The 25,656-nt window shown below is 72.2% G+C and carries 29 protein-coding genes; 13 read left to right on the forward strand and 16 right to left on the reverse strand.

Annotation, left to right across the window (positions count from 1 at the left end):
* Positions 1–2 precede the first annotated feature (2 nt).
* A complete protein-coding gene (locus ACIP5M_RS10075; RefSeq protein ID WP_401194375.1) occupies positions 3–347 on the reverse strand; it encodes an STAS domain-containing protein in 345 nt (114 codons plus the stop codon).
* A 190-nt stretch (positions 348–537) separates the two neighbouring features.
* Here ACIP5M_RS10075 and ACIP5M_RS10080 point away from each other — a divergent pair, with 190 nt between their 5' ends.
* The 4 genes from ACIP5M_RS10080 to ACIP5M_RS10095 all read left to right on the forward strand — a co-directional run bounded on the left by ACIP5M_RS10080 (position 538) and on the right by ACIP5M_RS10095 (position 3,376).
* Positions 538–1,464 carry a SigB/SigF/SigG family RNA polymerase sigma factor gene (locus ACIP5M_RS10080; RefSeq protein ID WP_401194378.1) on the forward strand — a complete coding sequence of 309 codons (927 nt, stop codon included), beginning with the start codon at positions 538–540 and terminating at the stop codon, positions 1,462–1,464.
* Between the two features lie 8 nt (positions 1,465–1,472).
* The gene (locus ACIP5M_RS10085; RefSeq protein ID WP_401194380.1) at positions 1,473–1,781 is read left to right on the forward strand and encodes an STAS domain-containing protein; all 309 of its coding nucleotides are present in this window, start codon (positions 1,473–1,475) and stop codon (positions 1,779–1,781) included.
* Complete coding sequence (locus ACIP5M_RS10090; RefSeq protein WP_401194383.1) at positions 1,778–2,728, forward strand: anti-sigma factor RsbA family regulatory protein; 951 nt, start codon at positions 1,778–1,780, stop codon at positions 2,726–2,728. The genes ACIP5M_RS10085 and ACIP5M_RS10090 overlap by 4 nt, the downstream gene beginning before the upstream one ends.
* A gap of 282 nt (positions 2,729–3,010) precedes the next feature.
* Positions 3,011–3,376, forward strand: coding sequence for an ATP-binding protein (locus ACIP5M_RS10095; protein ID WP_401194385.1), 366 nt, complete (start codon positions 3,011–3,013; stop codon positions 3,374–3,376).
* Between the two features lie 14 nt (positions 3,377–3,390).
* Here the strand turns inward: ACIP5M_RS10095 and ACIP5M_RS10100 are convergent, their stop codons facing one another.
* Complete coding sequence (locus tag ACIP5M_RS10100) at positions 3,391–4,191, reverse strand: alpha/beta fold hydrolase (protein WP_401194388.1); 801 nt, start codon at positions 4,189–4,191, stop codon at positions 3,391–3,393.
* A gap of 13 nt (positions 4,192–4,204) precedes the next feature.
* Entirely contained in the window at positions 4,205–4,825 is a 621-nt protein-coding gene (locus tag ACIP5M_RS10105; RefSeq protein WP_401194391.1) for a hypothetical protein, read from the reverse strand.
* Positions 4,826–4,956: 131 nt separating this feature from the next.
* On the opposite strand from ACIP5M_RS10105, the gene ACIP5M_RS10110 reads away from it, so the two are divergent.
* Entirely contained in the window at positions 4,957–5,280 is a 324-nt protein-coding gene (locus ACIP5M_RS10110) for a putative quinol monooxygenase (protein ID WP_401194394.1), read from the forward strand.
* Between the two features lie 16 nt (positions 5,281–5,296).
* On the opposite strand, the gene ACIP5M_RS10115 is transcribed toward ACIP5M_RS10110, so the two are convergent.
* Positions 5,297–5,806 carry a hypothetical protein gene (locus ACIP5M_RS10115; RefSeq protein ID WP_401194396.1) on the reverse strand — a complete coding sequence of 170 codons (510 nt, stop codon included), beginning with the start codon at positions 5,804–5,806 and terminating at the stop codon, positions 5,297–5,299.
* Positions 5,807–5,911: 105 nt separating this feature from the next.
* Entirely contained in the window at positions 5,912–6,601 is a 690-nt protein-coding gene (locus tag ACIP5M_RS10120) for a DUF6882 domain-containing protein (protein ID WP_401194399.1), read from the reverse strand.
* 112 nt (positions 6,602–6,713) lie between these two features.
* Between ACIP5M_RS10120 and ACIP5M_RS10125 the strand changes: the two genes are divergently transcribed.
* On the forward strand, positions 6,714–7,376 hold the full coding sequence (locus ACIP5M_RS10125; protein ID WP_401194402.1) for a class I SAM-dependent methyltransferase: 663 nt from the start codon (positions 6,714–6,716) through the stop codon (positions 7,374–7,376).
* Between the two features lie 25 nt (positions 7,377–7,401).
* Here ACIP5M_RS10125 and ACIP5M_RS10130 read toward each other — a convergent pair whose 3' ends face one another.
* Together ACIP5M_RS10130 and ACIP5M_RS10135 are read right to left on the reverse strand one after the other, a co-directional pair.
* The gene (locus tag ACIP5M_RS10130) at positions 7,402–8,310 is read right to left on the reverse strand and encodes a YihY/virulence factor BrkB family protein (protein WP_401194404.1); all 909 of its coding nucleotides are present in this window, start codon (positions 8,308–8,310) and stop codon (positions 7,402–7,404) included.
* A 63-nt stretch (positions 8,311–8,373) separates the two neighbouring features.
* Positions 8,374–9,738: an NAD(P)/FAD-dependent oxidoreductase gene (locus ACIP5M_RS10135; RefSeq protein ID WP_401194407.1), complete on the reverse strand. Its 1,365-nt coding sequence runs from the start codon at positions 9,736–9,738 to the stop codon at positions 8,374–8,376.
* A 355-nt stretch (positions 9,739–10,093) separates the two neighbouring features.
* Here ACIP5M_RS10135 and ACIP5M_RS10140 point away from each other — a divergent pair, with 355 nt between their 5' ends.
* Complete coding sequence (locus tag ACIP5M_RS10140) at positions 10,094–10,543, forward strand: ATP-binding protein (protein WP_401194409.1); 450 nt, start codon at positions 10,094–10,096, stop codon at positions 10,541–10,543.
* Between the two features lie 33 nt (positions 10,544–10,576).
* On the opposite strand, the gene ACIP5M_RS10145 is transcribed toward ACIP5M_RS10140, so the two are convergent.
* Positions 10,577–11,026, reverse strand: a complete 450-nt coding sequence (locus ACIP5M_RS10145) for a PRC-barrel domain-containing protein (RefSeq protein WP_401194412.1) — start codon at positions 11,024–11,026, stop codon at positions 10,577–10,579.
* A 182-nt stretch (positions 11,027–11,208) separates the two neighbouring features.
* On the opposite strand from ACIP5M_RS10145, the gene ACIP5M_RS10150 reads away from it, so the two are divergent.
* Both ACIP5M_RS10150 and ACIP5M_RS10155 read left to right on the forward strand, forming a co-directional pair.
* Entirely contained in the window at positions 11,209–11,550 is a 342-nt protein-coding gene (locus tag ACIP5M_RS10150; RefSeq protein WP_401194414.1) for a PRC-barrel domain-containing protein, read from the forward strand.
* Between the two features lie 318 nt (positions 11,551–11,868).
* Positions 11,869–12,888: a glycoside hydrolase family 26 protein gene (locus ACIP5M_RS10155; RefSeq protein ID WP_401194416.1), complete on the forward strand. Its 1,020-nt coding sequence runs from the start codon at positions 11,869–11,871 to the stop codon at positions 12,886–12,888.
* A gap of 22 nt (positions 12,889–12,910) precedes the next feature.
* Here ACIP5M_RS10155 and ACIP5M_RS10160 read toward each other — a convergent pair whose 3' ends face one another.
* The 4 genes from ACIP5M_RS10160 to ACIP5M_RS10175 all read right to left on the reverse strand — a co-directional run bounded on the left by ACIP5M_RS10160 (position 12,911) and on the right by ACIP5M_RS10175 (position 17,169).
* Positions 12,911–13,357: a hypothetical protein gene (locus ACIP5M_RS10160; RefSeq protein ID WP_401194418.1), complete on the reverse strand. Its 447-nt coding sequence runs from the start codon at positions 13,355–13,357 to the stop codon at positions 12,911–12,913.
* Between the two features lie 89 nt (positions 13,358–13,446).
* On the reverse strand, positions 13,447–14,268 hold the full coding sequence (locus ACIP5M_RS10165; RefSeq protein ID WP_401194421.1) for a phosphatase PAP2 family protein: 822 nt from the start codon (positions 14,266–14,268) through the stop codon (positions 13,447–13,449).
* 80 nt (positions 14,269–14,348) lie between these two features.
* The gene (locus ACIP5M_RS10170; RefSeq protein WP_401194423.1) at positions 14,349–15,329 is read right to left on the reverse strand and encodes a YihY/virulence factor BrkB family protein; all 981 of its coding nucleotides are present in this window, start codon (positions 15,327–15,329) and stop codon (positions 14,349–14,351) included.
* A 4-nt stretch (positions 15,330–15,333) separates the two neighbouring features.
* Entirely contained in the window at positions 15,334–17,169 is a 1,836-nt protein-coding gene (locus ACIP5M_RS10175) for a diacylglycerol kinase family protein (RefSeq protein ID WP_401194425.1), read from the reverse strand.
* A 193-nt stretch (positions 17,170–17,362) separates the two neighbouring features.
* Here ACIP5M_RS10175 and glgX point away from each other — a divergent pair, with 193 nt between their 5' ends.
* The 3 genes from glgX to ACIP5M_RS10190 all read left to right on the forward strand — a co-directional run bounded on the left by glgX (position 17,363) and on the right by ACIP5M_RS10190 (position 22,279).
* The gene (gene glgX / locus ACIP5M_RS10180) at positions 17,363–19,477 is read left to right on the forward strand and encodes a glycogen debranching protein GlgX (RefSeq protein WP_401194427.1); all 2,115 of its coding nucleotides are present in this window, start codon (positions 17,363–17,365) and stop codon (positions 19,475–19,477) included.
* 157 nt (positions 19,478–19,634) lie between these two features.
* Positions 19,635–21,710 (forward strand): SpoIIE family protein phosphatase, encoded by a 2,076-nt coding sequence (locus ACIP5M_RS10185; protein WP_401194430.1) that lies wholly within the window; start codon positions 19,635–19,637, stop codon positions 21,708–21,710.
* 35 nt (positions 21,711–21,745) lie between these two features.
* A complete protein-coding gene (locus tag ACIP5M_RS10190; protein WP_401194432.1) occupies positions 21,746–22,279 on the forward strand; it encodes a hypothetical protein in 534 nt (177 codons plus the stop codon).
* Between the two features lie 28 nt (positions 22,280–22,307).
* Here the strand turns inward: ACIP5M_RS10190 and ACIP5M_RS10195 are convergent, their stop codons facing one another.
* The 3 genes from ACIP5M_RS10195 to ACIP5M_RS10205 all read right to left on the reverse strand — a co-directional run bounded on the left by ACIP5M_RS10195 (position 22,308) and on the right by ACIP5M_RS10205 (position 23,720).
* Positions 22,308–22,712: a DUF2267 domain-containing protein gene (locus ACIP5M_RS10195; RefSeq protein ID WP_401195072.1), complete on the reverse strand. Its 405-nt coding sequence runs from the start codon at positions 22,710–22,712 to the stop codon at positions 22,308–22,310.
* Between the two features lie 82 nt (positions 22,713–22,794).
* Positions 22,795–23,190, reverse strand: coding sequence for a DUF2267 domain-containing protein (locus ACIP5M_RS10200; RefSeq protein WP_401194434.1), 396 nt, complete (start codon positions 23,188–23,190; stop codon positions 22,795–22,797).
* Between the two features lie 95 nt (positions 23,191–23,285).
* Positions 23,286–23,720 (reverse strand): Hsp20/alpha crystallin family protein, encoded by a 435-nt coding sequence (locus tag ACIP5M_RS10205; protein ID WP_401194436.1) that lies wholly within the window; start codon positions 23,718–23,720, stop codon positions 23,286–23,288.
* 130 nt (positions 23,721–23,850) lie between these two features.
* Here ACIP5M_RS10205 and ACIP5M_RS10210 point away from each other — a divergent pair, with 130 nt between their 5' ends.
* Positions 23,851–24,537: a type III effector protein gene (locus ACIP5M_RS10210; protein ID WP_401194438.1), complete on the forward strand. Its 687-nt coding sequence runs from the start codon at positions 23,851–23,853 to the stop codon at positions 24,535–24,537.
* 143 nt (positions 24,538–24,680) lie between these two features.
* Here the strand turns inward: ACIP5M_RS10210 and ACIP5M_RS10215 are convergent, their stop codons facing one another.
* Positions 24,681–25,562, reverse strand: coding sequence for an ABC transporter substrate-binding protein (locus ACIP5M_RS10215; protein WP_401195075.1), 882 nt, complete (start codon positions 25,560–25,562; stop codon positions 24,681–24,683).
* Positions 25,563–25,656 lie beyond the last annotated feature (94 nt).

The following is a 25,656-nucleotide window of genomic DNA, read 5'->3' on the forward strand; positions in this document are numbered from 1 at the left end:
GGTCACGCCCCGAGGGCGTCCTGCACGCTCGCGTGCAGCGAGAGGACCGTGTCGGCCCCGGTCAACGCGAACAGGCGGCGCAACTGCTCACCGGGGGCCGCGATGCGCAGCGTGGTGTGGCGGTGCAGCCGCAGCAGCAGGTTGAGGAAGGAGGAGTCGCCGAATGTGATGGATGTCGCGTCGAGCACCACCAGCTCGTGCCGGTCCGCCGCGGCGGTCAGGGCCTCCTCGAGGGACACCAAGGTGTCCTGGTCGAGCTCTCCGCGCGCCACCACCACCCGGCCCGGCCCGGCCAGGTAGCTGTCCTTGACCACGCCGTCGCCGGGCGCGCCGTCCGTTCCGGTCATGTCCGCCTCCCCGGATCTCGCCTCTACGGTTTCCGGAATGGAGTATGCACGGTCGATCACCCGACGACGACGCCCTGCCCCGCCGCGCACCTCCCGGGTGACATGGCTCACACGGTGGGGGGTGTAAGACGCGAAGACCAGGGCAGAAGCGCAACCGGTAGCCATCGGACAAAGGGAGGGAACGGCCACCATGCCTCATTCGGCCGCAGTCGGAAGCCCCGATCGAACGACCGATGTCCGGGCTCCGGCCCGTGCTGTGCCCGCGGGCCGGGAGCCCGCGGCGGACACCGGCCTGCCCCATGTGGAGCAGGCCCGGGAAATGGCGCCCGCCGACGCCAGGGAGCTGTCGAGGCTGTTCTTCGACCGGCTGCGCACCCTGGAGGAGGGGACGCGGGAGTACCAGTACGCCCGCAACACCCTGATCGAGATGAACCTCTCGCTCGTGCAGTTCGCCGCGCGCCGGTTCAGGGCCCGGGCCGCCACCGGCGGCGGGCTCGACATGGACGACATCATCCAGGTCGGCACCATCGGCCTGATCAAGGCCATCGACCGCTACGACCCCGACCGCGAGGTGGAGTTCTCCACGCTCGCGCTCCCGTACATCACCGGGGAGATCAAGCGGTACTTCCGCGACACCACCTGGGCCGTCCACGTCCCGCGCCGCCTGCAGGAACTGCGCTCCCAGCTCGCCAGGGCCCAGGAGACCCTGACGGACACGCTGGGCCGGGCCCCGACGGTCAAGGAGGTCGCCCAGCACCTCGAACTCTCCGAGGAAGAGGTCATCGACGGGCTGGTCGCCGCGAACGGATACACCAGCGGTTCCCTCGGCGGCGCCACCGGTGCCGACGAATCCTCCGGTACCGACCGGCCCGCGCTCCCCCTGGCCGAAAGACTCGGCGAGGAGGATCCGGCGATGGAACTCTTCGAGGACTTCCACACCCTCGCGCCGCTCCTGCGCGAACTGGAGCCCCGCGACCGGCTCATCCTGAGCATGCGGTTCGGCCAGGAGAAGACCCAGGCCGAAATCGGCGCCGAACTGGGTATTTCCCAGATGCAGGTCTCCCGCCTCTTGTCCCGGACCCTGAAACGTCTGCGCGCCGGAATGCTCACCCCCTAGGAGTCACGGTGGAACTGACAGTCGCACCGCTGGGGGACCGCGCCGGCGCACGCCTCTGCGGCTGCGGCGACGGCGACACCCGGCAGGCGCTCGATGCGGCGCTGGCCGACCTGATCCGGATCCCGGGTCCGGTCGTCCACGTCGATCTCGGGGCGGTGACCTTTCTCGACACCGCCGCCGTCGCCGCGCTGGTGCGGCTGTCGGCCACCTTCCGCGGGCAGGGCAGGCGCCTGATGCTCCACGACCCGCCATACTCGCTCCGAAAGGTAGTGGAGTTGTTCCCGGACGAATGTGCCGCGCTGGAGGTCGCAGCATGATCACTGTTCCTGCGCCCACCGGCCCCGGAGCCTTCGTCCATCCCGCGCTCTTCTATCAGGGACGCGACGAGTACCTGGCCGGGGTGCGCGGGTTCGTGCGCGGCGCGCTCGCCGCCGAGGAGCCCGTCCTCGTCGCCGTACCCGGACGGCAGCTGGACGCCCTGCGTGAGAGCCTCGGCCCGGAACCGGCGGAGATCGAGTACGTGGACATGACGGGACTCGGCCGCAACCCCGGCCGTATCCTCGCCGCGCTGCAGGGCTTCGCCGACCGCCACGAGGGACGTGCGGCGCGCATCGTCGGCGAGCCGATCTGGCCCGGCCGGACGACGGCCGAGGTCCTGGAGGCCACGCGCCACGAGGCGCTCATCAACACCGCCTTCGCCGGCCGGCCGGCCACCATCCTGTGCCCGTACGACGTACAGGGCCTGTCCCCGCGCGTCGTGGCCGACGCCCGGCGCACCCATCCCACGGTCATCGAGCAGGGCCGGGAGCTGACGAGCCCGGCCTACACCGACGCCCCGGCGGTCTGCACCGACTGCGACCTCCCGCTGCCGGAGCCCGGCCCGGAGGCGGTCGGCCTCGCGTACGAGGGCGGCGATCTGGCCCGGGTACGCGAGTTCGCCGAGGCCTGGACGCGCGGGACGTCCCTGGATCAGGCGCGGCGGGGCGATCTCATCCTCGCCATCAGCGAGGCCGCGGCCAACTCCCTCGCCCACGGCGGCGGATCCGGCATGCTCCGGCTGTGGAGCACCGCCGAGGGCAGCGCGGTCGCCGAGGTGCGCGACAGCGGGCACCTGGCCGATCCCCTGGCAGGCCGCCGGCGCCCGGCCCTCGCCTCCGCCAACGGCGGGCGGGGCCTGTGGATGATCCATCAGCTCTGCGACCTGGTCGAGATCCGGGCCACGCCGTCGGGCCTCACCCTGAGACTCCACGTGACAGCCGTCTGAGGGGCGGGATCCCGGGATCCCCCCTACACTGTCCCAGCACTCGACGGGTGAACGGGTCCCGGGAAAGCGGGTAGCACGGCCCTGACGGGGCATGTGTACCGTCTGGAACCCGACGGAAACGGGCCGAGGCCCGAGTGATCACCAGGAGAAGAGACCCGTGTCAACGGTGGGGGTGAGACCACAGTGAGGACCAGCGGATCGCAGACCGGGCATCCACTCCGCCCGCGGCCTCCGGCTGCGGGGCAGCGCCGCCGCCTGGCGCTGGCAGGTGCCCGCGGGCAAGTGGCCAAGGGCCGCGACTTCGCCCGGCAGGCGCTGCGGGACTGGGGCTGGGACGCCACGGAGACCGCCGAGGACACCCTGCTCGTCGTGTCCGAGCTGCTGACCAACGCGGGTGTCCACGCGGACGGCTGCCTGCAGCTGGTACTGAGCGCGGGCGATGTCCTGCGCATCGAGGTGTTCGACGGGTCCACGACCCTGCCCCGCCGCGCGGCCGCGCCCCGGCGCGGGCTCCCGGGCGGCCACGGGCTCTACATCATCGAGCGGCTGTGCGACCGCTGGGGAGCCGAGGCCCATGCGCACGGCAAGGTCGTCTGGGCGGAGATCGACGCCGCCCGCCTGACCACCGGCAGGCCCGTACTGCGCTGAGCCGGCCCGCCGCGTCAGGTTCCTGCCAGGAATTCCGCCATGCGCTCCCCCCACGTCCCGACGTCGGCGCGCGTCCTCGCCACGTGCAGCCGCGCGTCGGGCAGGCGGTCGGCGAGCGTTTCCGCCGTCGCCAGCGGATGGCCCGGGTCATCCGCCCAGGCCAGGATCAACGCCGGTTGGCGCAGCACGGCGATCGCTGCCGGCGCGGGCAGATCGGCCAGCGCGAGGCCGCGCAGTACGGAGGGCAGGACCCGCACGTCGGGCGTCGGCGGGAGTTCGGGTACGTCCGCCACGACCGCGGGGCGGGGCCCGCTGTGCTTGGCGGCCCACCAGGCATCCACCCCCTGCCTTTCGACGGTGTCGGCGGCCGACCGGTTTGCGCGCGCGTAGGCCGTACGGGTCGCCCACGCCGTGGGCGGGATGAGCAGGACCAGGCGGGAGAACCGCTCGGGTGCGCGGACGGCGGCGTGCAGGACGGTGCCACAGCCCATGGAGGCTCCGATTCCGTCGACGGGTTCCGTGGCCCCCAGGTGGCCGAGCAGGGCCAGCAGGTCTTCGGCGAGAGAGGCGTAGGTGTAGTCGGTGACGACGGGCTCGCCGGTGGAACGGCCGTGGGCGCGGGCGTCGTAGCGGACCAGGCGCCGACCGGCGTCCAGGACGGGCGCCCAGTCGAAGAGGCCCATCCGTTCCTCGTTGGCCTGGCTCCCGAATCCGCCGTGGGCGTAGACGGCGAGCGGTCCCTGGCCGGCGTCGTCGTACACGAGCTCGGCTCCACGGTGGCGGAAGCGGCCTTCCGCGACAGGATGCGCTCCCATGGTGCCCATGACCTCACGTCGCGCCCGGGTCCGCGCGTTCGACGGTGGAGAGGACCCGTACCAGCGCCGGCGTCGCGGGAGCCGATCCGAAGCCGAAGCGCACGGGCGGGACGACGGGGGCCAGCGGGCCGAGGTCACGCCCGTCGAAGGACGCGTCGGCGGTGATGATCGGCCACAGGTCGCAGGCCGCGTACCACTGGCGGCATCCGGGGCGCGAACTCCCCCGGGTCCGTACGCCGGCCATCAGGCGGGCTGGGGCATCGGCCACGGCCGCCCACAGAGGGCTTCGGGCGAGCTGCCGCGGGACGGTCCGCAGCGCGAGGCCGAGGGCTCCGCGGCGGCCGACGGTGAAGCAGAGGGCGAGGGGCCCAGCCGCGACGTCCCAGACCGCATCGCGCCTGCGGACGCTCACCGGGCCGGTGCGGACCTCGTCGAAGTGGTAGATGCCCGCGATGTACTCCGCGGTCCGGGAGGTGGGTGCCAGCAGCAGCCGCCAACCGTCGGCGCGCTCCAGCATCACGTCACTGAACGGCCCGAAGGGCGAGCGGGGCCAGTGTCCGACGACCACGCGCGTGCCGGACGCCGTTCCGGCGGCCGCGATCCAGCCGTCGAAGCTCAGCCGTTCCCGTCCCACTCCACGGGGGTACCCATGGCCGTCGGCGCGTATGCGGGGGCAGCGGTCACTCTTGACGACGGAGAGTGAGCGCGTCGGCCCCGCAGGTCGGGGGGCTCCGGGCCCGGGCACTGTGCCCCTAGAATGCGCGAATGATCTTTATTGTGGTGAAATTCGCCGTAAAGGCGGAGTACGTCGACCAGTGGCCGGAGAAGGTGGCGGAGTTCACCCGGGCCACCCGCGCCGAGCCCGGCAACCTGTGGTTCGAGTGGTCCCGCAGCCTGGAGGAGCCCGACACGTACGTCCTGGTCGAGGCGTTCCAGGACGGTGCGGCGGAGGCGCACGTGACCTCGGACCACTTCCGCACCGCGCTGGAAACCATGCGCCCCCTCGTCGCCCGTACGCCCGACATCGTCAGCACCACCATCGAGGGCGCGACGGGGTGGAGCCGGATGGGCGAGCTGCAAGTCGACTGACGGGCGGTCGGATCGGTCAGCAGCCGCCGCAGTTGTAGTAGAGGACGTCCCAGTGGTTGCCCTCGTCGGCGTAAATGTTCCCCGAGCCGGACTTCCACTGGGGCGCGCCATCGCCGCGCAGGCCGATGTAGGTGAAGGTGCCCTTGATGTAGTTGGTGACGCACGTGCCCTTCGCGTAGTCGAGCTTGTAGCCGTTCCAGTGCGAATAGGTACCGGAAGCGTGGCCCGTCTCGGTGCCGCCGGTGATGTTCAGGGCGCAGCCGGTGGCGCGCTTGAGCGTCTGGGCGCCCTGGGCCGTGGCGAGGTTGAGCTGCTCGAACGACGTACAGGTGGGGTTGTTCCGGTCGGAGCAGTTCCCCGACGACGACCAGGTGATGCCGACCTGGCGGAACATCGAGGTCGCCGTGGCGTGGCTGATCTTGGTGACGGCGTGGGCCTCGGTCGTGGTGACCAGGACGCCGAAGCCGGGCGCGAAGAGCGCGCCGAGGACGAGGAAGAGAGCGGTGAGGACGGAGCGGGTCTTCACGGAAGTGCCTCCTGCCGATGAGCGCTGGCCGGGGTGCCGGTGCGTGCTGTGCAGGTGGAGCACAGCGATGGTGCCCGATGTCGCCGCGCGTGCGCCAGACGGCCATCAGGAGAGGACCTTGACCTCCACGCCGGCGATCCGGCCGAGGGCGTCGAAGCGGACCTCGACCGCGTTGCCGGCCGGCAGGTCGGCGACTATCCGGTCACCCTCCGTGCGGTGGGGCACGCCGTGGTGGTCGAAGTAACCGCCGACCACGTGCGGGGCCGAGCGGCCGATCAGGCCGGCGCCGGTGAGCAGCGTCCGCGGCAGGGTGACCGGCTGCAGGGCCGCCCGCGGGACCTGCGGGTCGTCGGGCAGGAAGTAGACCTGGGTACCCGGTCCCGCCTCAAGCCCCATGTAGCCGGGCGCCTCGGCCACCCCCATCCCGGTGAAGGCGAGCATCTCGGCCGCACGCCGGGGGTCCTCGAAGCCGGACAGGTCGACGACCTCCGCCGTCAGTTCCGGGATGCCGCACGCCCGACCGTAACGCTCGATCGCCGCCGTGAGGGCGACCACCTCGGTTCCCCGCATGCCCGGGTTGGCCCAGCCCCACATCCAGGACTGCTCTTCCATGTCGTACGTACCGAGCAGGGCGACCCGAAGCTCGAGTCCGCCCTGCCGGTACAGGCAGGACGGCAGGTCGGCCGTCCACGGTCCGTCGGGCAGGAAAGCGGTCAGGGCTTCGAGCTGCGCCGCGCCCCAGGCGGCGTGCCGTTCGGCCTCCAGGAGGAAGGGTTCACTGAACTCGTTCGTCATGCCCCGACCCTACGAGGCCGCCCCGGACCACCCGTCCAGCGGGTCCACGTCCCTCCGAGGAGAAGCAGCCACGACCGCGATCCGTGTCCACGGCGCCGCTACTGTCGCGAGCATGGTCGAACACGATGCCCTCGGTGCCACCCGCGAGGCGTACGACGGCGCCGCCCTCCTGTACGCGCAGCTGTTCCGCGACGAGCTGCGCGAACGGCCTCTGGACCGTGCGATGTTGAGCGCCTTCGCCGAGGTCGTACGGGCGGGCGGGGACGGTCGGGTCGCGGATCTGGGGTGTGGGCCCGGCCATGTCACCGCTCATCTGGACCGCTTGGGTCTGACGGCGTTCGGGGTCGACGCCTCCCCTGCGATGGTCGAGTTGGCTCGGCGGGCCTATCCGGGCCTGCGGTTCGACGTGGGCTCGATGGCCGCGTTGGACATCGCCGACGGAGCGCTGGGAGGCGTACTCGCGCGGTGGTCCGTCATCCACACTCCCCCGCGAGAACTCCCCCTCATCTTGGCCGAGTTCCACCGCGTGCTGGCACCCGGCGGCCACCTTCTGATCGGCTTTTCGGCGAGCGACGGTCCGTCCCACCCGACGCAGGTCTTCGATCACGCCGTCGCCCCGGCCTACCGGTGGGCGCCTGATCACCTCGCCTCGCTGTTGGGCGCGGCCGGGTTGGCCGAGGCGGCGCGGATGGTTCGCGAGCCCCGGCCCACCGACCGGCGGCAGTTCCAGGAGGTTCACCTGCTCGCCCGCAAAGCCCCTGCAGGCACCCCGTGAGACTCGGCCGGAGACACCCGCGGGGCTACGGGGCTTCCGGGGAGGCGACGGCCGGCTCCGTTCCCGGACCGCTCGCGAGCACCGCGTTGAACTGGGCTCCCGTGAGCAGGGCGAGGTTGGTGAACCACAGCCACACGAGGAACACGACGATTCCGGCCAGTGAACCGTAGAGCCGGCTGTAGGCGCCGGACTCGCTGTAGAGCGTGAAGAGTCCCGAGGCCGCCAGCCACAGCAGTGCCGCCAGCGCACCCCCGGGGAGTCCCCGGCGCGTTCCGCGGGCCTCGCGGGGGCCGGTCCGGTAGAGGATGAGGATCAGGGACGTGACGACGAGCAGGAGCACCGGCCACCGCAGGAGGGCGGTCGTGTCGCTGCCCGCGTAGCCGGCGGCCGCCGCGAGCCGGCGGACCACCGGGCCGGTCGCGACGAGGCTCGCGGCGCCCGCCACCAGCAGGGCCAGCAGCGTACCGGCGGTGAGGAGCAGGACGTGGGCCGCGCGCAGGGGCGGGCGCCTGTCCGGCAGCCGGTACATCGTGTGCAGGGCGCGGCGGAAGACCGCCAGGTAGCTGGAGGCCGACCACAGTGCGCTCAGGGCCCCGCTGCAGAGCAGCAGCCACAGGGAGGAGGGCTTCGAGGTGAGGCCGTTCAGCGCCTCCCGGAGCACCTGGGCGGACTGGGGTGGGGCGTAGGAGGTGAGGTCGAGGATGAGGCGCTCCCGGGTGCCGGCGCCCGTGAGTCCCACCAGGGAAACGGAGACGAGGAGGGCCGGCACCAGGGCGAGGACCGCGTAGTAGGTGAGCGCCGCGGCGTAGTCGGCCACGTTGTCGTCCCAGAGCCGTACCGCGGTGCCGCGCAGGGCCGTCCGAGCCCTCGTCACGACGGCGGTGACGCGGTTGCCGGAGGTGCTCCGGTGCGTGCGGAGAGTGTTCGCTGCCACGGTGCGCTCCTGCCCTCCGTGGCCCCTCTCATCCTCCGGAACCCGGACGGGCCCCGCGCTTCCTCAGCCGGAGGCGCGCAGCGCCGCCGTGTGGGCCTTCACCTGATCGGGGGTCAGGTAGGCGTCGGTGTACTCGAACTCCCGCAGGGTCGGCGGCTTCGAGGACCGGATGCCCGTCCGGACGAAGTCGTCCCCCGCCACCGCGTTGAGCAGCCAGTTCGTCATGACGCGCGTCTTGGCGACGTTGGTGCGCAGCGCCGACCAGTGGTATCCGCGGGCCACGGCCTGGGCCGGGAGCCCGCGCAGGGGGATGCCCAGCGGCTTGGACACGGCGTCGGTGCCCCCGAGGTCGACGACGAGCCCCAGGTCCTTGTGCACGTACGGCCGCAGCGGCTGGTGGCGCAGCGTCGCGATCAGGTTGTCCGCGAGCGTGCGCCCCTGGCGCAAGGCGTGCTGCGCGGTGGGCGGGCAGATCGCGCCTTCCTCCTGCGCGGCGAGGTCGGGCACGGCCGCCGCGTCTCCCAGCGCGAACACCCCGGCCGCACCGGGCACGGTCATCTCCGGGGTCACCAGGAGCCGGCCGCGGACGGTCTCCGCGTCGAGCGTGCCGATCAACGGGCTCGCGGCCACTCCGGCCGTCCAGATGAGGGTCCTGCTGGGCAGCACCCGCCCGTCGGTCAGCGTCACCTCGGTGGGGCCGGCCTTGGCCACGCTGACGCCGAGGGAGACCTGGATGCCGCGGCGGCGCAGGACGTCCAGGGCCACCTGCCCGAGGGATTCGCCGAGTTCCGGCATGAGCTTGGGGGCGAGGTCGAGGAGGTGCCAGCTGATCTGGCGGGGGTCCAGCCGGGGGTAGCGCTTCACGGCGTGGTGGGTGAGCCGCTGGAGGCAGGCCGCCGTCTCCGTGCCGGCGTACCCGCCGCCGACCACGACGAAGCAGAGCCGGGCGGCCCGCTCGGCTTCGTCCTCGCTCGCGTCGGCCAGGTCGAGCTGCGCGATGACGTGGTCGCGCAGGTACGTGGCTTCGGCGAGGGTCTTCATGCCCCGGGCGTGCTCGGTGAGTCCGGGGATGTCGAAGGTGCGGGTGATGCTGCCGGGAGCCAACACCAGGTGGTCGTACGCGTGTTCTGTGAGCTCGCCGGTGATCTTGCGTACGATGCAGATCTTCGCCTTGGTGTCGACGCCGACGGCGCCGCCGGGGATGATCCGGGTCCGGTAGCGGCTGCTGCGACGCAGCGAGACGGCGATGGACTGCGGGGTCAGCACGCCGGAGGCGACTTGCGGCAGCAGTGGCAGATACAGCTGGTAGGAGTTCGGCGTGACCAGGGCGATGTCCGCCTCCGCGGGCGACAGCCTGCGCTCCAGCCGGCGGATGCACTCGACTCCGGCGAATCCGGCTCCCACCACGAGAATCCTCGGTCGTACCACGGTGTCCGTCCTTTCTCGGGCCTGCCAGGTCCATCCGCACCTGCCCCGCCCGGCGCCGGTCTGCACGTGCAGCCGCGCGGCGGGCGGGGCAGGGGGAACGTTTCTGCGGCTACGACGGGGCCTGGCAGCGGGTTTCGGGGTTTCGGCGGCGGCCCGGCGGACACACGCGTAGAGGTCGAAGAGGCCGAAGAAGTACCGATCGCGAGGAGCCGAACGGCCGTGCGGCCCTGCTTCTGCCGATCGCGTCGATGCTGCCGGCCCTGCCGCCGGTCATTGCGCCGGGACGGCCACCGTCCCCGCCTCCGGCCGGCCACACATGACGTACGACGCCGTCGACTGAGGGTGAGGTGGGACCGTGCCGGTTCGAGCGGTGGGGTGGGCCAGGTCGTTTCCTGTCCACCTCGGAGTACGGGAGGCCCGGCGGTGGTGCCTGGAGCATCTGAACACCCTGCCGTGGACGAAGAGTGCACCGGACACGGTCCACTCCATCCTGCTGACGGTGTCCGAACTGGTCACCAACGCACACGTGCACGCCCACAGCAGCGCCCAGCTCGTCCTGACCTGGGACGGGCGCTGTCTGCACGTCAGCGTCGCGGATGACGATCCGCAGCTCCCCGCCCCCAGGCAGGCCTCGGCCCGGGCGACCTCCGGCCGGGGTCTCGCCATCATCGACGCCCTCGCCGACGAGTGGGACGCCCACGCCTTCCACGGCGGCAAGGCGATCACGGCGTGCTTCCACCCGCCGCAGCGGCCTTCCCCGCACGCGGGAGCGGGCGGGGACGAAGCGGAGGCGCCGAGCGCTTGAGGAGGGGTGTCCGGTTCCGGCTCCGGCCGGCCCTCACCGCCCGGGCTGCGCCGGCCGGAGCCGGGACACTTGCGCCTCGTGGCCGCTCGCGCCCTCCCGGATGGTGGCGGCCCGGTCCATCTGCCCCCACCCCGCGCCGCTCTCGGCGTTCACCTCTTCCCGTACGTCCCTGATCCCGTAGTGCGCGAACAGCTGCTCCTCCTCCGCCACGGACAGCACGTTCCCGCAGTCCAGCGCCGCGCACGGGGCCCGCTCGATCAGGGAGACGGCGTACGGCAGCACCAGACGCCGGTCCTCCAGCACGGCATGGCGCAGCGGGACGAAGACGCCGCCCAGTCCGGAGGACCGGTCGGTGAGCCGGGCCCATTCGGGCCTGCCCGTGGTGTCGTCCACCAGGACGTAGTCCACGCCGCCCACACGCTGGCCCTGGTCCGTGTACGCCGTGCACCCGACCATGGCCGCCACCTGCTCCTGAGTGATCATCGCTGCTCCCGTCCTCCTGCCGCGCGCTGCCGTCACCATCCGGCTACCCGCCCGCGGCCCCGGGAAGCGGACGTGTGAGGTCCGGCTTCCGGGGCAGGCGCGCCTCCAGCAACACACCGCAACACACCGCGACACACAGCAAGACACCGAGACAGCGCAAGGTTCTGCGAGGGAGTTGAGACATGACCGACGACATGTGGGCCTACCGTTCCGGCATCATCCACCCGACGGGTGAAGACCTGACGGGCTACGCGGTGGAAGCCGTCGATGGCCACATCGGCAAGGTCGACAAGCACTCCAACGAGGTCTCCGACGCCTACCTGGTGGTCAACGCCGGTGTGTGGATCTTCGGCAAGGAGGTCCTGCTCCCGGCGGGGACGATCACCCGGGTCGACGCGGAGAACAAGACGGTCCACGTGGACCGCACCAAGGACCAGATCAAGGCGGCTCCGGAGTTCCACCGCGACAACCACCTGCGCGAACCCGACTACCGCCAGGAGATCAGCAAGTACTACGGCGGATGAGTCGCCCGGGGTCACACGGGGGACCGCGAAGCCGGCGAACCCGGCTGCCGTCCCCCACCTGAGCCCCGGGCCCAGGGCCCCGCAGTACGGGGCCTCCTCACACCGCGTGCCGCCACCCCCGAAGGCCGGGGGTGGCGGCCCTTTCACGTGACGCCACCGACACGCCGGTGAGGGCGCCGCGTTCACCCGATCGAGCCAAACACGGGCCGCCGATTGCCGCGAATGGCCCAGTATCGGGACATCGGGCAAGCCGTACATCAGAGGAGATGTCTAACGTCGCTGCCAGACACATCCGTTCACGAAGCGCGTGGAGGCGTCATGTCCCGTCGAGGCCGCTGGATAGCCGGCGCGTGCGCCACTACGGTCGCTGTCGGCCTGCTCCTCACCGGGGGCGCACTCGCCACACCGCCACACGACGATTCCGGCAGCGACGCCGGGTCCGACGTCGCCGTGGGCGCCTATCTCCACTACGACTCGGTCGGCGTCGAGAGGATGCAGGAACTCTCCCGCTGGCTCGGGGGCACCGAGCTCCGCGCCGGCCACACCTACCTGCCCGGCGACACCTGGGCGAACATCGAGGGGCCGGAGACCCTGCGCAGCTGGGCACAGTGGCGCAACGAGAAGGCCGATCGGCTGTTCGTCCTGAACGTGCCCATGCTGGCGGGCAACGAGAGCGGCGCCCCGGACGCCAAGGTCGCCGAGCTGCTCCGCTCCGGCGCCCAGGGTGCGTTCGACCAGCACTTCCGGCGGCTGGCCGAGCGTCTGGTCGCCCTCGATGTGCCGGACACGGTCATCGTGCTCGGCTGGGAGATGAACGGCTTCAACTACACCCACCGGTGCCGGCCCGACCCGGAGAACTGGAAGAAGTACTGGCGGCGCATCGTGGCCGCCATGCGCTCGGTGGAGGGGCAGCAGTTCGGTTTCGACTTCGCCCCCAACCGGGGCATCGACGCGATCGCCTGGACCCAGTGCTACCCCGGTGACGACGTGGTCGACATCATCGGCATGGACTCCTACGACCAGCCGCCGGGCACCACCTTCGAGGAGCAGGTCACCCAGCCGTACGGACTCCAGCAGCAGGTCGACTTCGCGAGGGCGCACGGGAAGCGGATCTCGTACCCGGAATGGGGACTGTTCCGCAACGGCGACAACCCCGACTACATGCGGCAGATGCTGGCCTGGATCGCCGAGCAGCAGCCGCTCTACCACAGCATCACCGACTACTGCCCGCACGGCGTGTGGCAGTGCGGCCAGAACCCGCGCTCCGCAGAGGTGTTCAGGGAGTTCCTGTCCAGCCACCAGGACCGCGCTCATCGGTCCGCCGGATTCCACGGTTAGGGGTGTCCTGCGGATCAGGCCCTCAGGTCTGGCATTGCTTCGTGGATGCGGCGGACCAGCCGCTCCAGGCTGCGCCGTCAGCGCGGGCGTGCACGCGGATCTCGACCTTCACGGGGCCGCACACGCGCGTCGTGGCCCCCACTTCGACGGGGCCGATGGCTTCGCCCGCCCGGACGTAGGTGCGGCCGGTGCCCAGTTTCACCCAGTGACCGCCCTGGACCACACGAAAGAATGCCTCGTATGAGACATTCAGACCCTTTGTTCCGGTGTTGCGTGCCGTGATGTGCGCCTTGATCTCCCGCGTGATGACTTCGCGCACGGATCCCCGCTCGGCACTGATGCAGCCGTGGACGGCCACGCGGCCGGTCGACGCACCTCCGCCGCAGGCAATCGCCGCAGCGTGGGCGTCGGCCGGCACGGTCAGCACGGCGAGCGCGGCTGCGCCCAGGATCGTTCCGGTGCGCCTCATGTGCAATGTCCCGTTCCTTCCGGTGAGCCGTCTCCTCTGCAAAGACCATGGCTCGACTCGGGGCAAAACGTGCGAGTCCCACCCCGCTTTCACCCTGATGGCTCTCGGGGTTGCTCGGCGACACCCACCGGCGGCTCGGGGTGCTCGGAGCGGATCTCCGGCTCCAGGCCCTGCCCGGGTGTGGTGCGGCGCCGCCCGACGTCCGTCCGCCAGGCTTCGAAGGCCAGGGTCGTCGCCGTGACCACGGCCAGGCCGAGCAGCCAGCCCCCCGCCACATCGCTCACCCAGTGCACGCCGAGCGCCACCCGGGTGTAGCCGACCCCCACCACCGAGACCGCCGCCGCCATCCAGAGCAGCGGGCGCAGGCGCCGGGGCACCAGCGGCAGCAGCGTCAGCAGCAGGACCGCGCAGGACGTGGTGGCCGTCATGGCGTGCCCGGAGGGGAAGGAGAACCCGGGCGCGTGGGCGACCGGCTCGGGCAGGTGAGGCCGGGCCCGGGCGACCACGTCCTTCACCAGCAGGCCGAGCAGGCCGCCGGCCGTCGCCGTGACGGCCGCCCACAGCGCCAGCCGCAGGGCACCCCTTACCAGGAGCCACGCCACCAGCGCCGCCACCAGCAGCCGCATCGTCACGGGATCCCACACCACATCGGTCAGGAAGTGGAGCACCCGTACCCACGCGGGATGCTCCAGCGCGGCCGCGTGCAGCCGCTCGGCCGCCCCCTGGTCCAGCCGGCGCAGCGGCGGCCACTGCGACTCGACCAGTACCAGCGCGAGCGCGAAGGGCACCGACACCGCGGCGGTCGCGGCCACCGTCGTCAGCAGCCGCGCGCCGAACCGGGCGTCGGGCCCCGAGCGGGCGGGGGCGAGCCGGGCGAGCAGACGCCGTGGGCGGGCGGGGAGTCGTGCCATGGTCGTGCGCTTCCTTTCAGGGGTTGCTCCGCCGGGCGTCACCGGCCGCCTTCCCGGGCGCGTCCGTGCGCGCCGCGCCGTCAGACGCCGGGATCCTCCGTGACCGGCTGCGTCACCCCGGCCCGTACGGCCTCCAGCTGGGCGGCGAAGGCCAGACCCAGGAACAGGGCCATCGAGGTCAGGTAGGACCACAGCAACAACGACACGAACGCGCTGAGGGGCCCGTACACGGTGGCGAAGGAGCCGTCGGAGCCGACGTACAGGCTCAGCCCCCACGTCGCCAGCAGCCACAGGGCCAGGTACACGGTCGCCCCGAAGGCCAGCCACGTGTAGCCGGGCTGGGTGCGGCGCGGCGAGAGGCGGAAGATGGCGCTGGTGGCGAGGATGGCCAGCAGCACACCCGCGGGCCAGCGCAGCAGGTCCCACGCGCGGATGACGCCCGGACCGAGGTGGTACACCTCCGCCACGGCGCGGCTCAGGTGGGAGCCGAGGACGGTGATCGCGAAGCTGAGCCCGAGGGGCAGACCGGCCAGCACCGACATGACCAGCCCGCGGGTGTACTTGTAGAGGAACGGCCGGTCCCGTTCCGTTCCGTAGATCCGGTTGGCGCCGCGCTCCACCTGGCACAGGGCGGTGGTCACGTTCACCACGGAGAACAGCAGGCCGAGCCAGAGGGCGACCTGGCTCCCGTCCCCGGGCCGGTGGCGGCTGCGCGACAGCGCGTCGTTCACCACGTCCTGGCTCGGCCCGCTCGCCAGCCGGCGGATCGTCAGTTCCGCTATCCGTCCGATGGCCTCGGTGTGCAGGGCGCTGGACAGTCCGATGACGGCAATGGCCAGCGGGACGATCGACAGCACCGTCTGCAGGGCCAGCGCCCGCGAGTGGCTGAAGCCGTCGGCGTAACGGAAGCGGATGAAGGAGTCCCGTACGAGGCTCCAGCCGCCGTAGCGCCGCAGTGCGGCCACGGCCTCCTCGGCGGACAGCTCCTCGCCCTCCACCTCCGGTGCCGCTGCCACGGCCGCCACTTCCTCGCGCTGCGGTACCCGCGTCGCCGTTCCCATACCGTCACCCCCTGTCGAAGTCGTGTGTCCGGGAGGCCGGTTCGGGCGCGGTGGCGTGCGCGGCCCGCTCGGCGCGCCCCGCGTCCAAGGCCACTGCGCCGGCCGCCCCGGCTCCCCCGGCGGCCGTAGGCGCCTGCTCGTCCGGCGCGCGCGGCGGCAGCCAGATCCGCAGCGCGCCCGGCTCCACCTCCGCGCTCAGCCGGGTGCCCGCGCCGATGACGTCGCCGTCGAGCTCGCGCGGCTGGGGCCGGGCGAAGCGGATGTCGACGCGTACGGCGCTGAAGTACTCCAGTGCCCCGCCGGCCACCCGGCCGCTCCCGGCGCCGGAGCCGGCCGCCGCCCGGCCGGGCAGCATGCGCGCCCCGAGGTGCCCCGCCGCCGCGAGCCACCCGCGGGCACCGCGCGGATCGAGCAGCACGACCTCCAGCCGGCCGCTGTCGGGCCGGGCACCGGGCAGCAGCGGCAGCCCGCCCTGCAGGCTGCCGACGTTGCCGATGACGACCATGCGGGCGCGGCGCTGCAGTACGGGCCCCCCGTCCACCCGGATCGACAGGCGCATCCGGGGATCCCCGAGGTGGCGGACGCCCGACAGCACGTACGCGGCCCAGCCGAGGCGTTCCTTCACCCGCTCGGAGGCGTCGCCGACCATGGCGGCGTCGAAGCCGGCTCCCGCCATGACGGTGAACCGGACGGTACCCGGCCCGTCACCCGCCACCCGGCCCACGTCGATCCGCCCGGTCTCCCCGGACAGGGCCGCCTCCAGCGCCGTGGCCGGATCGGCGGGCAGCTTCAGGTTGCGGGCCAGGAGGTTGCCGGTGCCGCAGGGAACCACCGCGAGCGGGATCCCGGTGCCGGCCAGCACGTCGACGCAGGCCCGTACGGTGCCGTCCCCGCCGCAGACCACGACGAGGTCGGTGTCCTCCTCCGCGATCCGCCCGGCGAGGTCGCCGGCGGCGTGCTCGGCCGACGTCGCCGTCCACACCTGGTCGGTGTATCCGTGGCGGCGCAGCACGCTCCGTACGCGCTCGGCCAGTTCCGCCCCGCAGCCGTGCGGGTGGCGCACCACCACGACCCGCCGATTCACGCCGTGGCGCTCGCGGGTGGTGCGGGCTGCGGGGAGCCGGTCCGCCGGAACGACGCCGGAGGCCGGACCCGGCAGTGGCCGGGGCTTCCCCGGCAGCAGCACCGCGTGCGCCACGACGAGGAGGGTGCAGGCCCCGTTGAGCAGGCCGCCCACGACGTCGGACGGGTGGTGCATCCCCCGGTAGACCCGGGAGAACGCCACCGCCACCGGAACCAGCAGCAGGACGGTGATCACGGCGTACCGCACCCACGGCCGCGCGCCGCGCGCGCGGAGCGCCACGAGGACGGCGAGGCCGCCGAACAGCGCGACCGACGCCCCGACGTGCCCGGAGGGGAAGCTGGAGGTCGGCGGCGCCGCGTCCAGCCGGGGCACGTCCGGACGCGAGCGTTCCACGACCAGGGTGACCAGCAGGAAGACCGCCGACTGCGCGGCCACGGCCCCGGCCAGGAACGCCGCCTCCCGCAGCCACCGGCCCCGCGAGAACCCCAGCATCGCGGCGACGGCGAGGACGGTGAGGGCGATGATGCTCTGGGTGCCGGCCAGCAGGGACAGCCACTGCGTGAACGGGATGACGGGGCCGCCGCGGTGGGCGGCCAGGGCGCGGTTCACGCCGTCTTCCGCCGCCGTCGGCCACCGGTCCGCGAGGGGACCGGTGACCATCAGCCCCATGCCGGCCATCAGGACCGCTTGTACCGGGAGCAGCAGCAGGACGGGGAAGCCGCCGGGTGCCGTGGCGGCGCCTCGTTCAGGTCTCATTGACGCCGTGTAACCCGCCAACGCCCGCTCATGCGTGCCTGGCGGTGATCGGTGGGCGTGCCCGCGTCGCCGGCCGGGCGGCCACGGCGGGCCCGGTCGCGTCAGGCGGTTCGGGGGCGGGCCGTTCGGCGCGACGACACCCTGGGCCGGCGTCCAGCGGGCCCGGGGGCGCCGCCGACAGTAGCGTGACCGCATGCGCACATGGACGGGCAAACCGTATCCCCTGGGAGCGACGTACGACGGCTCCGGGACCAACTTCGCACTGTTCTCCGAGGTCGCCGAGGGCGTGGACCTGGTTCTGCTCGACGACGCCGGGCACGAGACCCGCGTACCGATGACCGAGATCGACCGGTCCGCGTGGCACATCTACCTCCCGGACGTGGGCCCCGGTCAGCGGTACGGCTACCGCGTCAGCGGCCCCTTCGACCCGGCCGCCGGGCACCGCTGCAATCCGGCCAAGCTGCTGCTGGACCCGTACGCGACCGCCATCGACGGGCAGCTCGACCACCACGAGTCGCTCTACGGCCACCGCTTCGCGGGCGGCGCGGAGCCCAACTCCCTGGACAGCGCGGGCCACACCATGCTGTCCGTGGTCACCGACCGCAGCTTCGACTGGGGCGACGACAGGCCGCCGGGTTACGCGTACGGCGAGAGCGTCATCTACGAGGGCCACGTACGCGGCCTCACGCGCACCCATCCCGCCCTGCCCGAGGAGCTGCGCGGCACCTACGCGGGCATCGCCCACCCCGCCATCCTCGACCACCTCACGGGGCTCGGGGTGACCGCGCTGGAACTGATGCCGGTGCACCAGTTCGTCCAGGACGGCCACTTGGCCGAGAAGGGCCTGTCCAACTACTGGGGCTACAACACCATCGGCTTCTTCGCCCCGCACAACGCCTACGCGGCCACCGGCGGCCGCGGAGCCCAGGTCACCGAGTTCAAGCAGATGGTGAAGGCGCTGCACGCGGCGGGCATCGAGGTCATCCTGGACGTCGTCTACAACCACACCGCCGAGGGAAACGACAAGGGACCGGTCCTGGCGTTCAAGGGGATCGACAACGCCGCCTACTACCGGCTGGTGGACGAGGACCGCTCCCAGTACTACGACACCACGGGGACCGGCAACAGCCTGCTGATGCGCCACCCCAACGTACTGCAGCTCATCATGGACTCCCTGCGCTACTGGGTCCAGGAGATGCACGTCGACGGCTTCCGCTTCGACCTCGCCGCCACTTTGGCCCGCCAGTTCCACGAGGTCGACCGGCTCTCCGCCTTCTTCGACGTCATCCAGCAGGACCCGGTGATCAGCCGTGTCAAACTCATCGCCGAACCCTGGGACCTCGGTGAAGGCGGCTACCAGGTCGGCAACTTCCCACCCCTGTGGTCGGAGTGGAACGGGCGCTACCGCGACGCGGTCCGCGACTACTGGCGCGGCACCGACGGCACGCTCGGCGAATTCGCCTCCCGCATCACCGGCTCCGCCGACCTGTACGAACACGACCGGCGCCGGCCCCTCGCCAGCGTCAACTTCGTCACCGCCCACGACGGTTTCACCCTGCGGGACCTGGTCAGTTACGACCACAAGCACAACGAGGAGAACGGCGAGGACGGGCGGGACGGCGAGGACCACAACCGGTCCTGGAACTGCGGGGCGGAAGGCGAGACGGAGGACCCCGCGGTCCTGGCCCTGCGGGAGAGGCAGCAGCGCAATCTGATGACCACCCTGATCCTCTCCCAGGGCATCCCGATGATCAGCCACGGGGACGAGCTGGGCCGCACCCAGGGCGGCAACAACAACGCGTACTGCCAGGACAACCCGACGGCCTGGATCGACTGGGACCTCGACGAACGCGGCCGCCGGCTCCTCGAATTCACCTCCGGGCTCATCCGGCTGCGCCGCCGCCACCCCGTGCTGCGGCGCCGGCGCTTCTTCTCCGGGCGGGCCGCCGGACACTCGGGCCCGCTGCCCGCGGACGTCGAATGGCTGCGTCCGGACGCCTCGCCGATGGAGGACGAGGACTGGACGTGGCCGCAGGCCGGCGCGCTGACCATGTTCCTCAACGGCGAGGCGATCACCGAGCCGGACCGCTACGGCAACCGGGTCACCGACGACTCCTTCCTGCTGATGTTCAACAGCTCGGACACGGCCGTCGACTTCCGTCTGCCCGGCGACCGGTTCGCCGCCCGCTGGACGCTGCTGATCGACACCGCGGCCACCGACGACGACGCCCCGGACGAACGGGAAGTGAAGGCGGGCTGCAGGCTGCGGCTGGAGTCGCACAGCGCGGTGGTCCTGCGCAGCGCATAGGCGGCCCGGGAAGCGTACCGACGCCGGCAGGGTGACGATGGGAGGGTGGAAGAGGCCCACCGCGGTGATCTTGCGCGGTGGCTTCGGCCGGCCGGCGGTGGTCGTCATCGGCGGCGGGCCGGGTGGTGGACCGGGTGGTGGCAGGCCGGGTGGTGGTATGGCTGAGCAGACGCCGATCGAGGAGCTGATCAGCGGCGCCGCCCAGGATGCGGGTGGATGGCTCGGCGCGTTGCCGGTGGCCCAGCTGGCCACGGGCGCCGACGGCAAGATCGTTCGCTGGAACCACGCCGCCCAGGAGCTGCTGGGCTACCTGCCGCCGCAGGTGCTGGGGCGGCACATCGCGGACCTGCTGCACCCGGGAGCCGACCGCAGCCTGGGACGGGCCCTGTGGGAGAAGGCCGCCACCGGGCGCGGGGTCATGGGCACGGTGACGGCCTGGCACCGCGAGGGGCACCCCCTGGAGCTGGAGATCTGGGCCTGTCCGGTGCCCGACCGGCGGGGGGAAGGGGCGTCGGCGGTCCTCGTCTTCGCGGCCGACGCGCACTCCACGCGCCGCATCCGTGGGTCGTCGGCGGTGTGGGACGGGCTGTTCGCCCGCTCGCCGGTCGGGATTGCCGTCCTCGACACCCAGCTGCGCTTCCTGCGGGTCAACCCCGCCCTGGAGGCGATGAACGGTCTCGCGGAGTCCTCACACCTGGGCCGGCGCCTGTCCGAGCTGCTGCCGGAGGTGAACGCGAGCGACATGGAGGAGGCGATGCGGCAGGTCCTGGCGACGGGCGAGCCGATCCTCGATCGCCAGCGCAGGGGCCGCACTCCGGCGGACCTGGACCACGACCGGGCGTGGTCCTGCTCGTACGTGCGGATGGAAGACCCGGCGGGCCGGCCCATCGGTGTGATCGCCTCCCTGGTCGACGTCACCGAGCAGCAGCGTGACCACACCGAGGCGGAGGCGGGCAGGCGCCGGCTCGCCCTGCTGAGCGAGGCCAGTGCGCGCGTGGGAGCCAGTCTGGATCTGGAGCGCACCGCGCAGGAGCTGGCCGACCTCGCCGTGCCGACCCTTGCCGACGTGGTCACCGTCGACGTCCTGGAATCCCTGGCCCGCGGGGAGGAGCCGGGGCCGGGCCTGGCCGGCGGTGTCGAGCTCCGCCGTCTGGGCAAGTCTCCGCTGACCGGTGCGGCGCTGATCGACGTCCTCGCGCCCCTCGGCAGGACCCTCTCCTTCCCTAGGACCGCCCCGTACGCGCAGGCGCTGGCCTTTCGCCAGCCGTACCTCCTCGCCCACTTCGACAACCAGGCCGTCGGCCCCGGGGCCCGCAGGACGGACAGCCCGGAGCAGCTCCTGGAGGCGGGCGTGCACTCGTTCATGATGGTTCCGCTCATCGCCAGGGGCCTGGTCCTGGGGGCCGCCACCTTCTACCGCACCCACACGGTCGGCTCCTTCGGCTCCGACGACGTCGTCCTGGCCGGCGAACTCGCCGCCCGCGCCGCCGTGAGCATCGACAACGCCCGCCTCTACCAGCACGAGCACGAAACGGCGGTCCTGCTGCAGCGCAGCATGCTGCCCCAGCACATCACCCCGCCACCCGGCGTCGAGGTGGCCCACCGCTACCTGCCGGCCAGCGACATCAACGAAGTCGGGGGCGACTGGTACGACGTGCTCCAGCTGCCCGGCGGCCGGGCCGCGCTCCTCATGGGCGACGTCATGGGGCACGGCATCGCGGCTGCCGCGATCATGGGCCGCCTGTCCGCGAGCGTCCGGGTCCTGGCCCGCCTCGACCTGCCGCCCACCGACATGCTGCACCTCCTGGAAGCCGTCCTCGCCGACCTCACCGAGCCGATGCTCACCAGCTTCCTCTACATCGTCTGCGACCCCGTCACGGGAGAGTGCACGGTCACCCGAGCCGGGCACCCGCCGCCGGCCACGGTGGCCCCGGACGGCACCGTCCGTCTGCTGCACAGCCCGCCCGGCGTCCCGCTGGGCGTGGGCGGCATCGACTTCACCACCACGCGGATGACCCTGCCCCCCGGTTCTCTGCTGGTCCTGTACACCGACGGGCTGATCGAAGCCCGCGGTCGCGACATCGACGAACGGCTGACCGAACTGACCCGCCTGCTCACCGACCCCGGCCGCCCCCTGAGTCACCTCTGCGACACCCTGATCACCGGCCTGGTCCCCCAGTCCGCCGACGACGACGTCGCCCTTCTCATCGCCCGCATCGGCCCACCGCCGTAACGTGCCGGGGCGCGCCGTCAGCCTATTCTTCCGCCATGAACATGCTCGGTTTGCGGCTGCTGTTGGTGACCGTGCTCCTCGGGGGCGCACTGAGCGGGTGCTCCCTGCTCTCCCCCTTCACGACCTGCGAGGGCACGGCTTCCGCCGTGGCGAAGCTGAACGAGCTGCCGGCGCTGGCACTGCGCCCGGCGGGGGCCGTGCCCATCGACGAGGAGGCGGAGGCCCAGGCGTACTGCACCGAGGACAGCGGGGACGCCGGGCTGACCGCGCGTCGGCTGTACGCGTACGACGGGAGCCGTACGGAGGTACAGGAGTACTACGCGCGGGCAGCGCCGGCGGCGGGGTGGCATCCGGTGCACAGCCTCACCACGCAACCGGAGGCCGGGTTCTCCGTCTTCTGCTTCGAATCGGACCGGCACCCAAGCGTCACGCTCGCCTTCGAGTCCCCGGAAGAGCTCCGCGAGGTCTACGGAGTCGACCCGGGCCCGGAACCCGCCGGACCCGGCTCCCGGATATGGTTCCAGCTGTTCGCCGAGGCGGCGACCGACGGTTCGCGGATGGGCTGTTAGGGGTCGCGCTCGTGTGCCCCGGTCCGGGTCAGGCGGCGCGCTGTGGCTGGAGGAGCTGGGCCTGGCCGAAGAGGAGGGCCCAGCCGTCGGGCAGTCGGTCGAGGATGCGGGTGAGGAGTTCGGGGCCCGCGAGACGGGCGACGACGGTGAGGACGGCTCCGGTCTCCCAGCGGACGGTGGCGGGGGTGGCGCCGGTGCGGGTGGCGAGGTCCTTGACGAAGCCCCAGCCGGTGAGTTGCCTGGTGTCCGGGATCTGGCCGGTGAAGGTGAGCGCGGCCTCCAGGGGGAGGCGGGCCGCCAGGTCCACGCGTTCATCGCCGGTGAGCTGGCGGCCGAGGGCGGCCAGGATCTTGCGTACGGCTTCGTCGGCCCGCTCCCGGGTGGGGTAGGCGCCTTCGTACCTCACGGTCTCCAGCATCTGGTCGTATGTCATGTCCGGGGCCTGCTGCGGCAGTTCAGGCTTCTGGAGCACGGACACGGTGAGCCTTTCTTCTCGGGGGCGGATGGTCCGCCGTTCAGACGGGCTGGGGGCGGCCGAAGAGGAGGTCGTAGCCGGGCGGGAGCTGCAACAGGAGCCGGTGCGTGAGCTCTTCGCCCGCCGCGTCGGCGACCACGCTGAGTACGGCGCCGACGTCCCACGTCGCCGTGGCGTGGGAGCTGCCCTCGATCCAGGCCGCGGTGGCCCGCACGAACCGTTCCGCGGACAGCGGTTCAGCGGCCTGGAGGGGGTTGAGGAGGATCAGGGCGTAGGTCTCGGGCAGGAGCGCGGCGAGCTCGGCCCGCTCCGCGCCGACCAGGTGGGCGCCGAGCAGGGCGAGGACCACGCGCGCCGCACGGTCCGCTTCCTGCCTCGTGTCGTATTCACCGCGCTCCTGGACGTGTTCGAGGAACGCTTCCCATCGCATGGGCATCGTGCTACCCCCAGGATGTGGGGCGGAGGACGGGCGGCCGGAGGGAGAGCGAGCGGGCTGCCGTCCTCCGCCGGACGGCGTGGGTGCGGGCCGGGTCAGCCGGAGATCTGCTTGCGGTCGCCCGCGCCGCTGATGGCGATCTTGCGGGGCTTGGCGCGCTCGGCGATCGGGATGCGCAGGGTCAGGACACCTGCGTCGTAGTCGGCCTGGATGTTCTCGGTGTCGAGGGTGTCGGCCAGCACGATCTGGCGGGAGAAGACACCCAGGGGCCGCTCGGAGAGGTCCATCTGCACGCCGCCGGCCTCCGCGGACGGCCGGCGTTCGGCCTTGACGGTGAGCATGTGCCGCTCGACGTCGATGTCGATCGCGTCCACGGTGACGCCCGGGAGGTCGAAGGCGATCACGTAGTCGTCGCCGTCGCGGTAGGCGTCCATCGGCATCACGGACGGCTTCGACCACGTGCCGGTGGTCCCCATGAGCTGCTGGGCGACGCGGTCGAGCTCGCGGAACGGGTCAGTGCGCATCAACATCGCGAAACACCTCCGGTTGAGTGGGGCAGAAACTGCCAATGCGCTTCAACGTGCATCCGTTGTAACATGTCATCGAAACGATGACAAGCAACGGTGTCATCCTCAGGGTGACGTGAGTTGGAGGAGATCCGTGACTGCCGCAGAGAAGCCCGCCCCTCCCCCGCCCCCAGGCACCCCCACGGCCTACGGACCCGCTTCCTTCCTCGCCGCAGCGGCGGCGCTGGAGGCCATCGACAACGCCGTGCGCGAGGCCCAGAGCGCCGGGCCCGCGACGCCCCCGCCGGGCGAAGGCCCGGAGCAGGCCCTGGCCTCGCTGCTTCTGCTGCGCGAGGTACGGGAACAGCTCGCCGGGTGGGAGTCCGGCCTGATCGAAACCGCACGGCAAGCGGGGGCGAGCTGGGCCGATCTCGCCGGCCCTCTCGGGGTGGCCAGCCGCCAGGCCGCCGAACGTCGCTATCTGCGCCTGCGCCCCGGCCCGGCCGACACCACCGGGGAACAGCGGGTGCAGGCCGTCCGCGACCGGCGCGCCGCCGACCGCACCGTCACCGTCTGGGCTCGCGGCAACGCCGCCGACCTGCGCCGGCTGGCCGGTCAGATCACCGCTCTCACCGACCTCCCCGCCGCCGCCGAGACGAGCGTCCGTGAGCTGAACAGTGCCCTCGGCCGCGACGACGCGGCCCAGCTCGTCGGCCCGCTCACCGCCGCCCGGGACCATCTGGGCCCGGGGCACACCGAGCTCGCCGACCGCATCGACACCCTCGCCCGGCACACCCGCCGGCTGCGCCGCGACAGCGACCAGCAGCGCGGCGGCAGCTGACGGCCCGCACCGAGCCGGCCGCACCGCTGCGGACCGCCCCGGGCTCGCGCAGGGCGGTCCGGCGGGCGGTGCGCAGGCGCGTGCGGCAGGCGGGGGCCGGGTCAGGGTCCCGCCGGGTCAGGGTCCCGCCGGGGCGGGGCGCGTCAGCGGACCCAGGGCCGCCACACGTCCTCGTTCCGCTCGACCCACTTCTTCGCCGCCTGCTGCGGTGACAGCTTCTCCTCGGCGATCATCAGGGCGACCTCGTTCTGCTCCTCGACGTTCCAGCGGAACTTCTTCAGGAACGACGCGGCCTTCCCTCCCCCGTCGGCGAAGCGCGCGTTGAGGTACTTCCGGAGCGGGGTGTGGGGGTACGCGCAGGCCACCTTCTCGGGGTCGGCGTCGCACCCCTCCGTGTACTCGGGCAGCTTCACCTCCGTCATCGGAACCCGCTCGAAGAGCCACTGGGGCTTGTACCAGTAGGTCAGGAAGGGCTTCTTCTCCTTGGCGAACTGCTTGATCTGGGTGATCTGCGCCGCCTCGGAGCCGGCGAAGACGACCTCGAGGTCCAGGCCGAGGTTCTTCACGAGCGCCTTGTCGTTCGTGACGTACGAGGGTGAGCCGTCCATCAGCTGGCCCTTGCCGCGGCTCTCGGCCGTCCTCAGCTGGTCGGTGTACTTGCCGAGGTTCTTCCAGTCGGTGACGTCCGGGTGCGCCTCGGCGAAGTAGGACGGTACGAACCAGCCGATGTGGCCGGTCACCCCCAGTTCACCGCCGTCGACGATGGTCTTCTTGTCCTCCACGTAGCGCTTCTGCTGCTCCGGGTGGCCCCAGTCCTCCAGGATCGCGTCGACCCGGCCCTGGCTGAGCGCGTCCCACGCCGGCACCTCGTCGACCTGGACGGTGTCCACCCGGTAGCCGAGTTCGTGTTCCAGCAGGTAGCCCGCGACGGCGGTGTTCGCCTGCGCGCCCACCCAGGACTGCACGGAGAGCGTGACGGTCTCGGCGCCCTGCGCCGCCGCGTACGGGGAGGCCTGGCGGGTCATGTCGGCGGCTCCGCAGCCGGTGACGACGGCCAGGGCGGTCGCCACGGCGAACCCGGTGACGGCGGCGCGGCGCACCGCTCTCCCGGGCCGGGTG

Origin of the sequence: Streptomyces sp. NPDC088762 (assembly GCF_044750905.1) — a bacterium.
GTDB lineage: Bacteria > Actinomycetota > Actinomycetes > Streptomycetales > Streptomycetaceae > Streptomyces.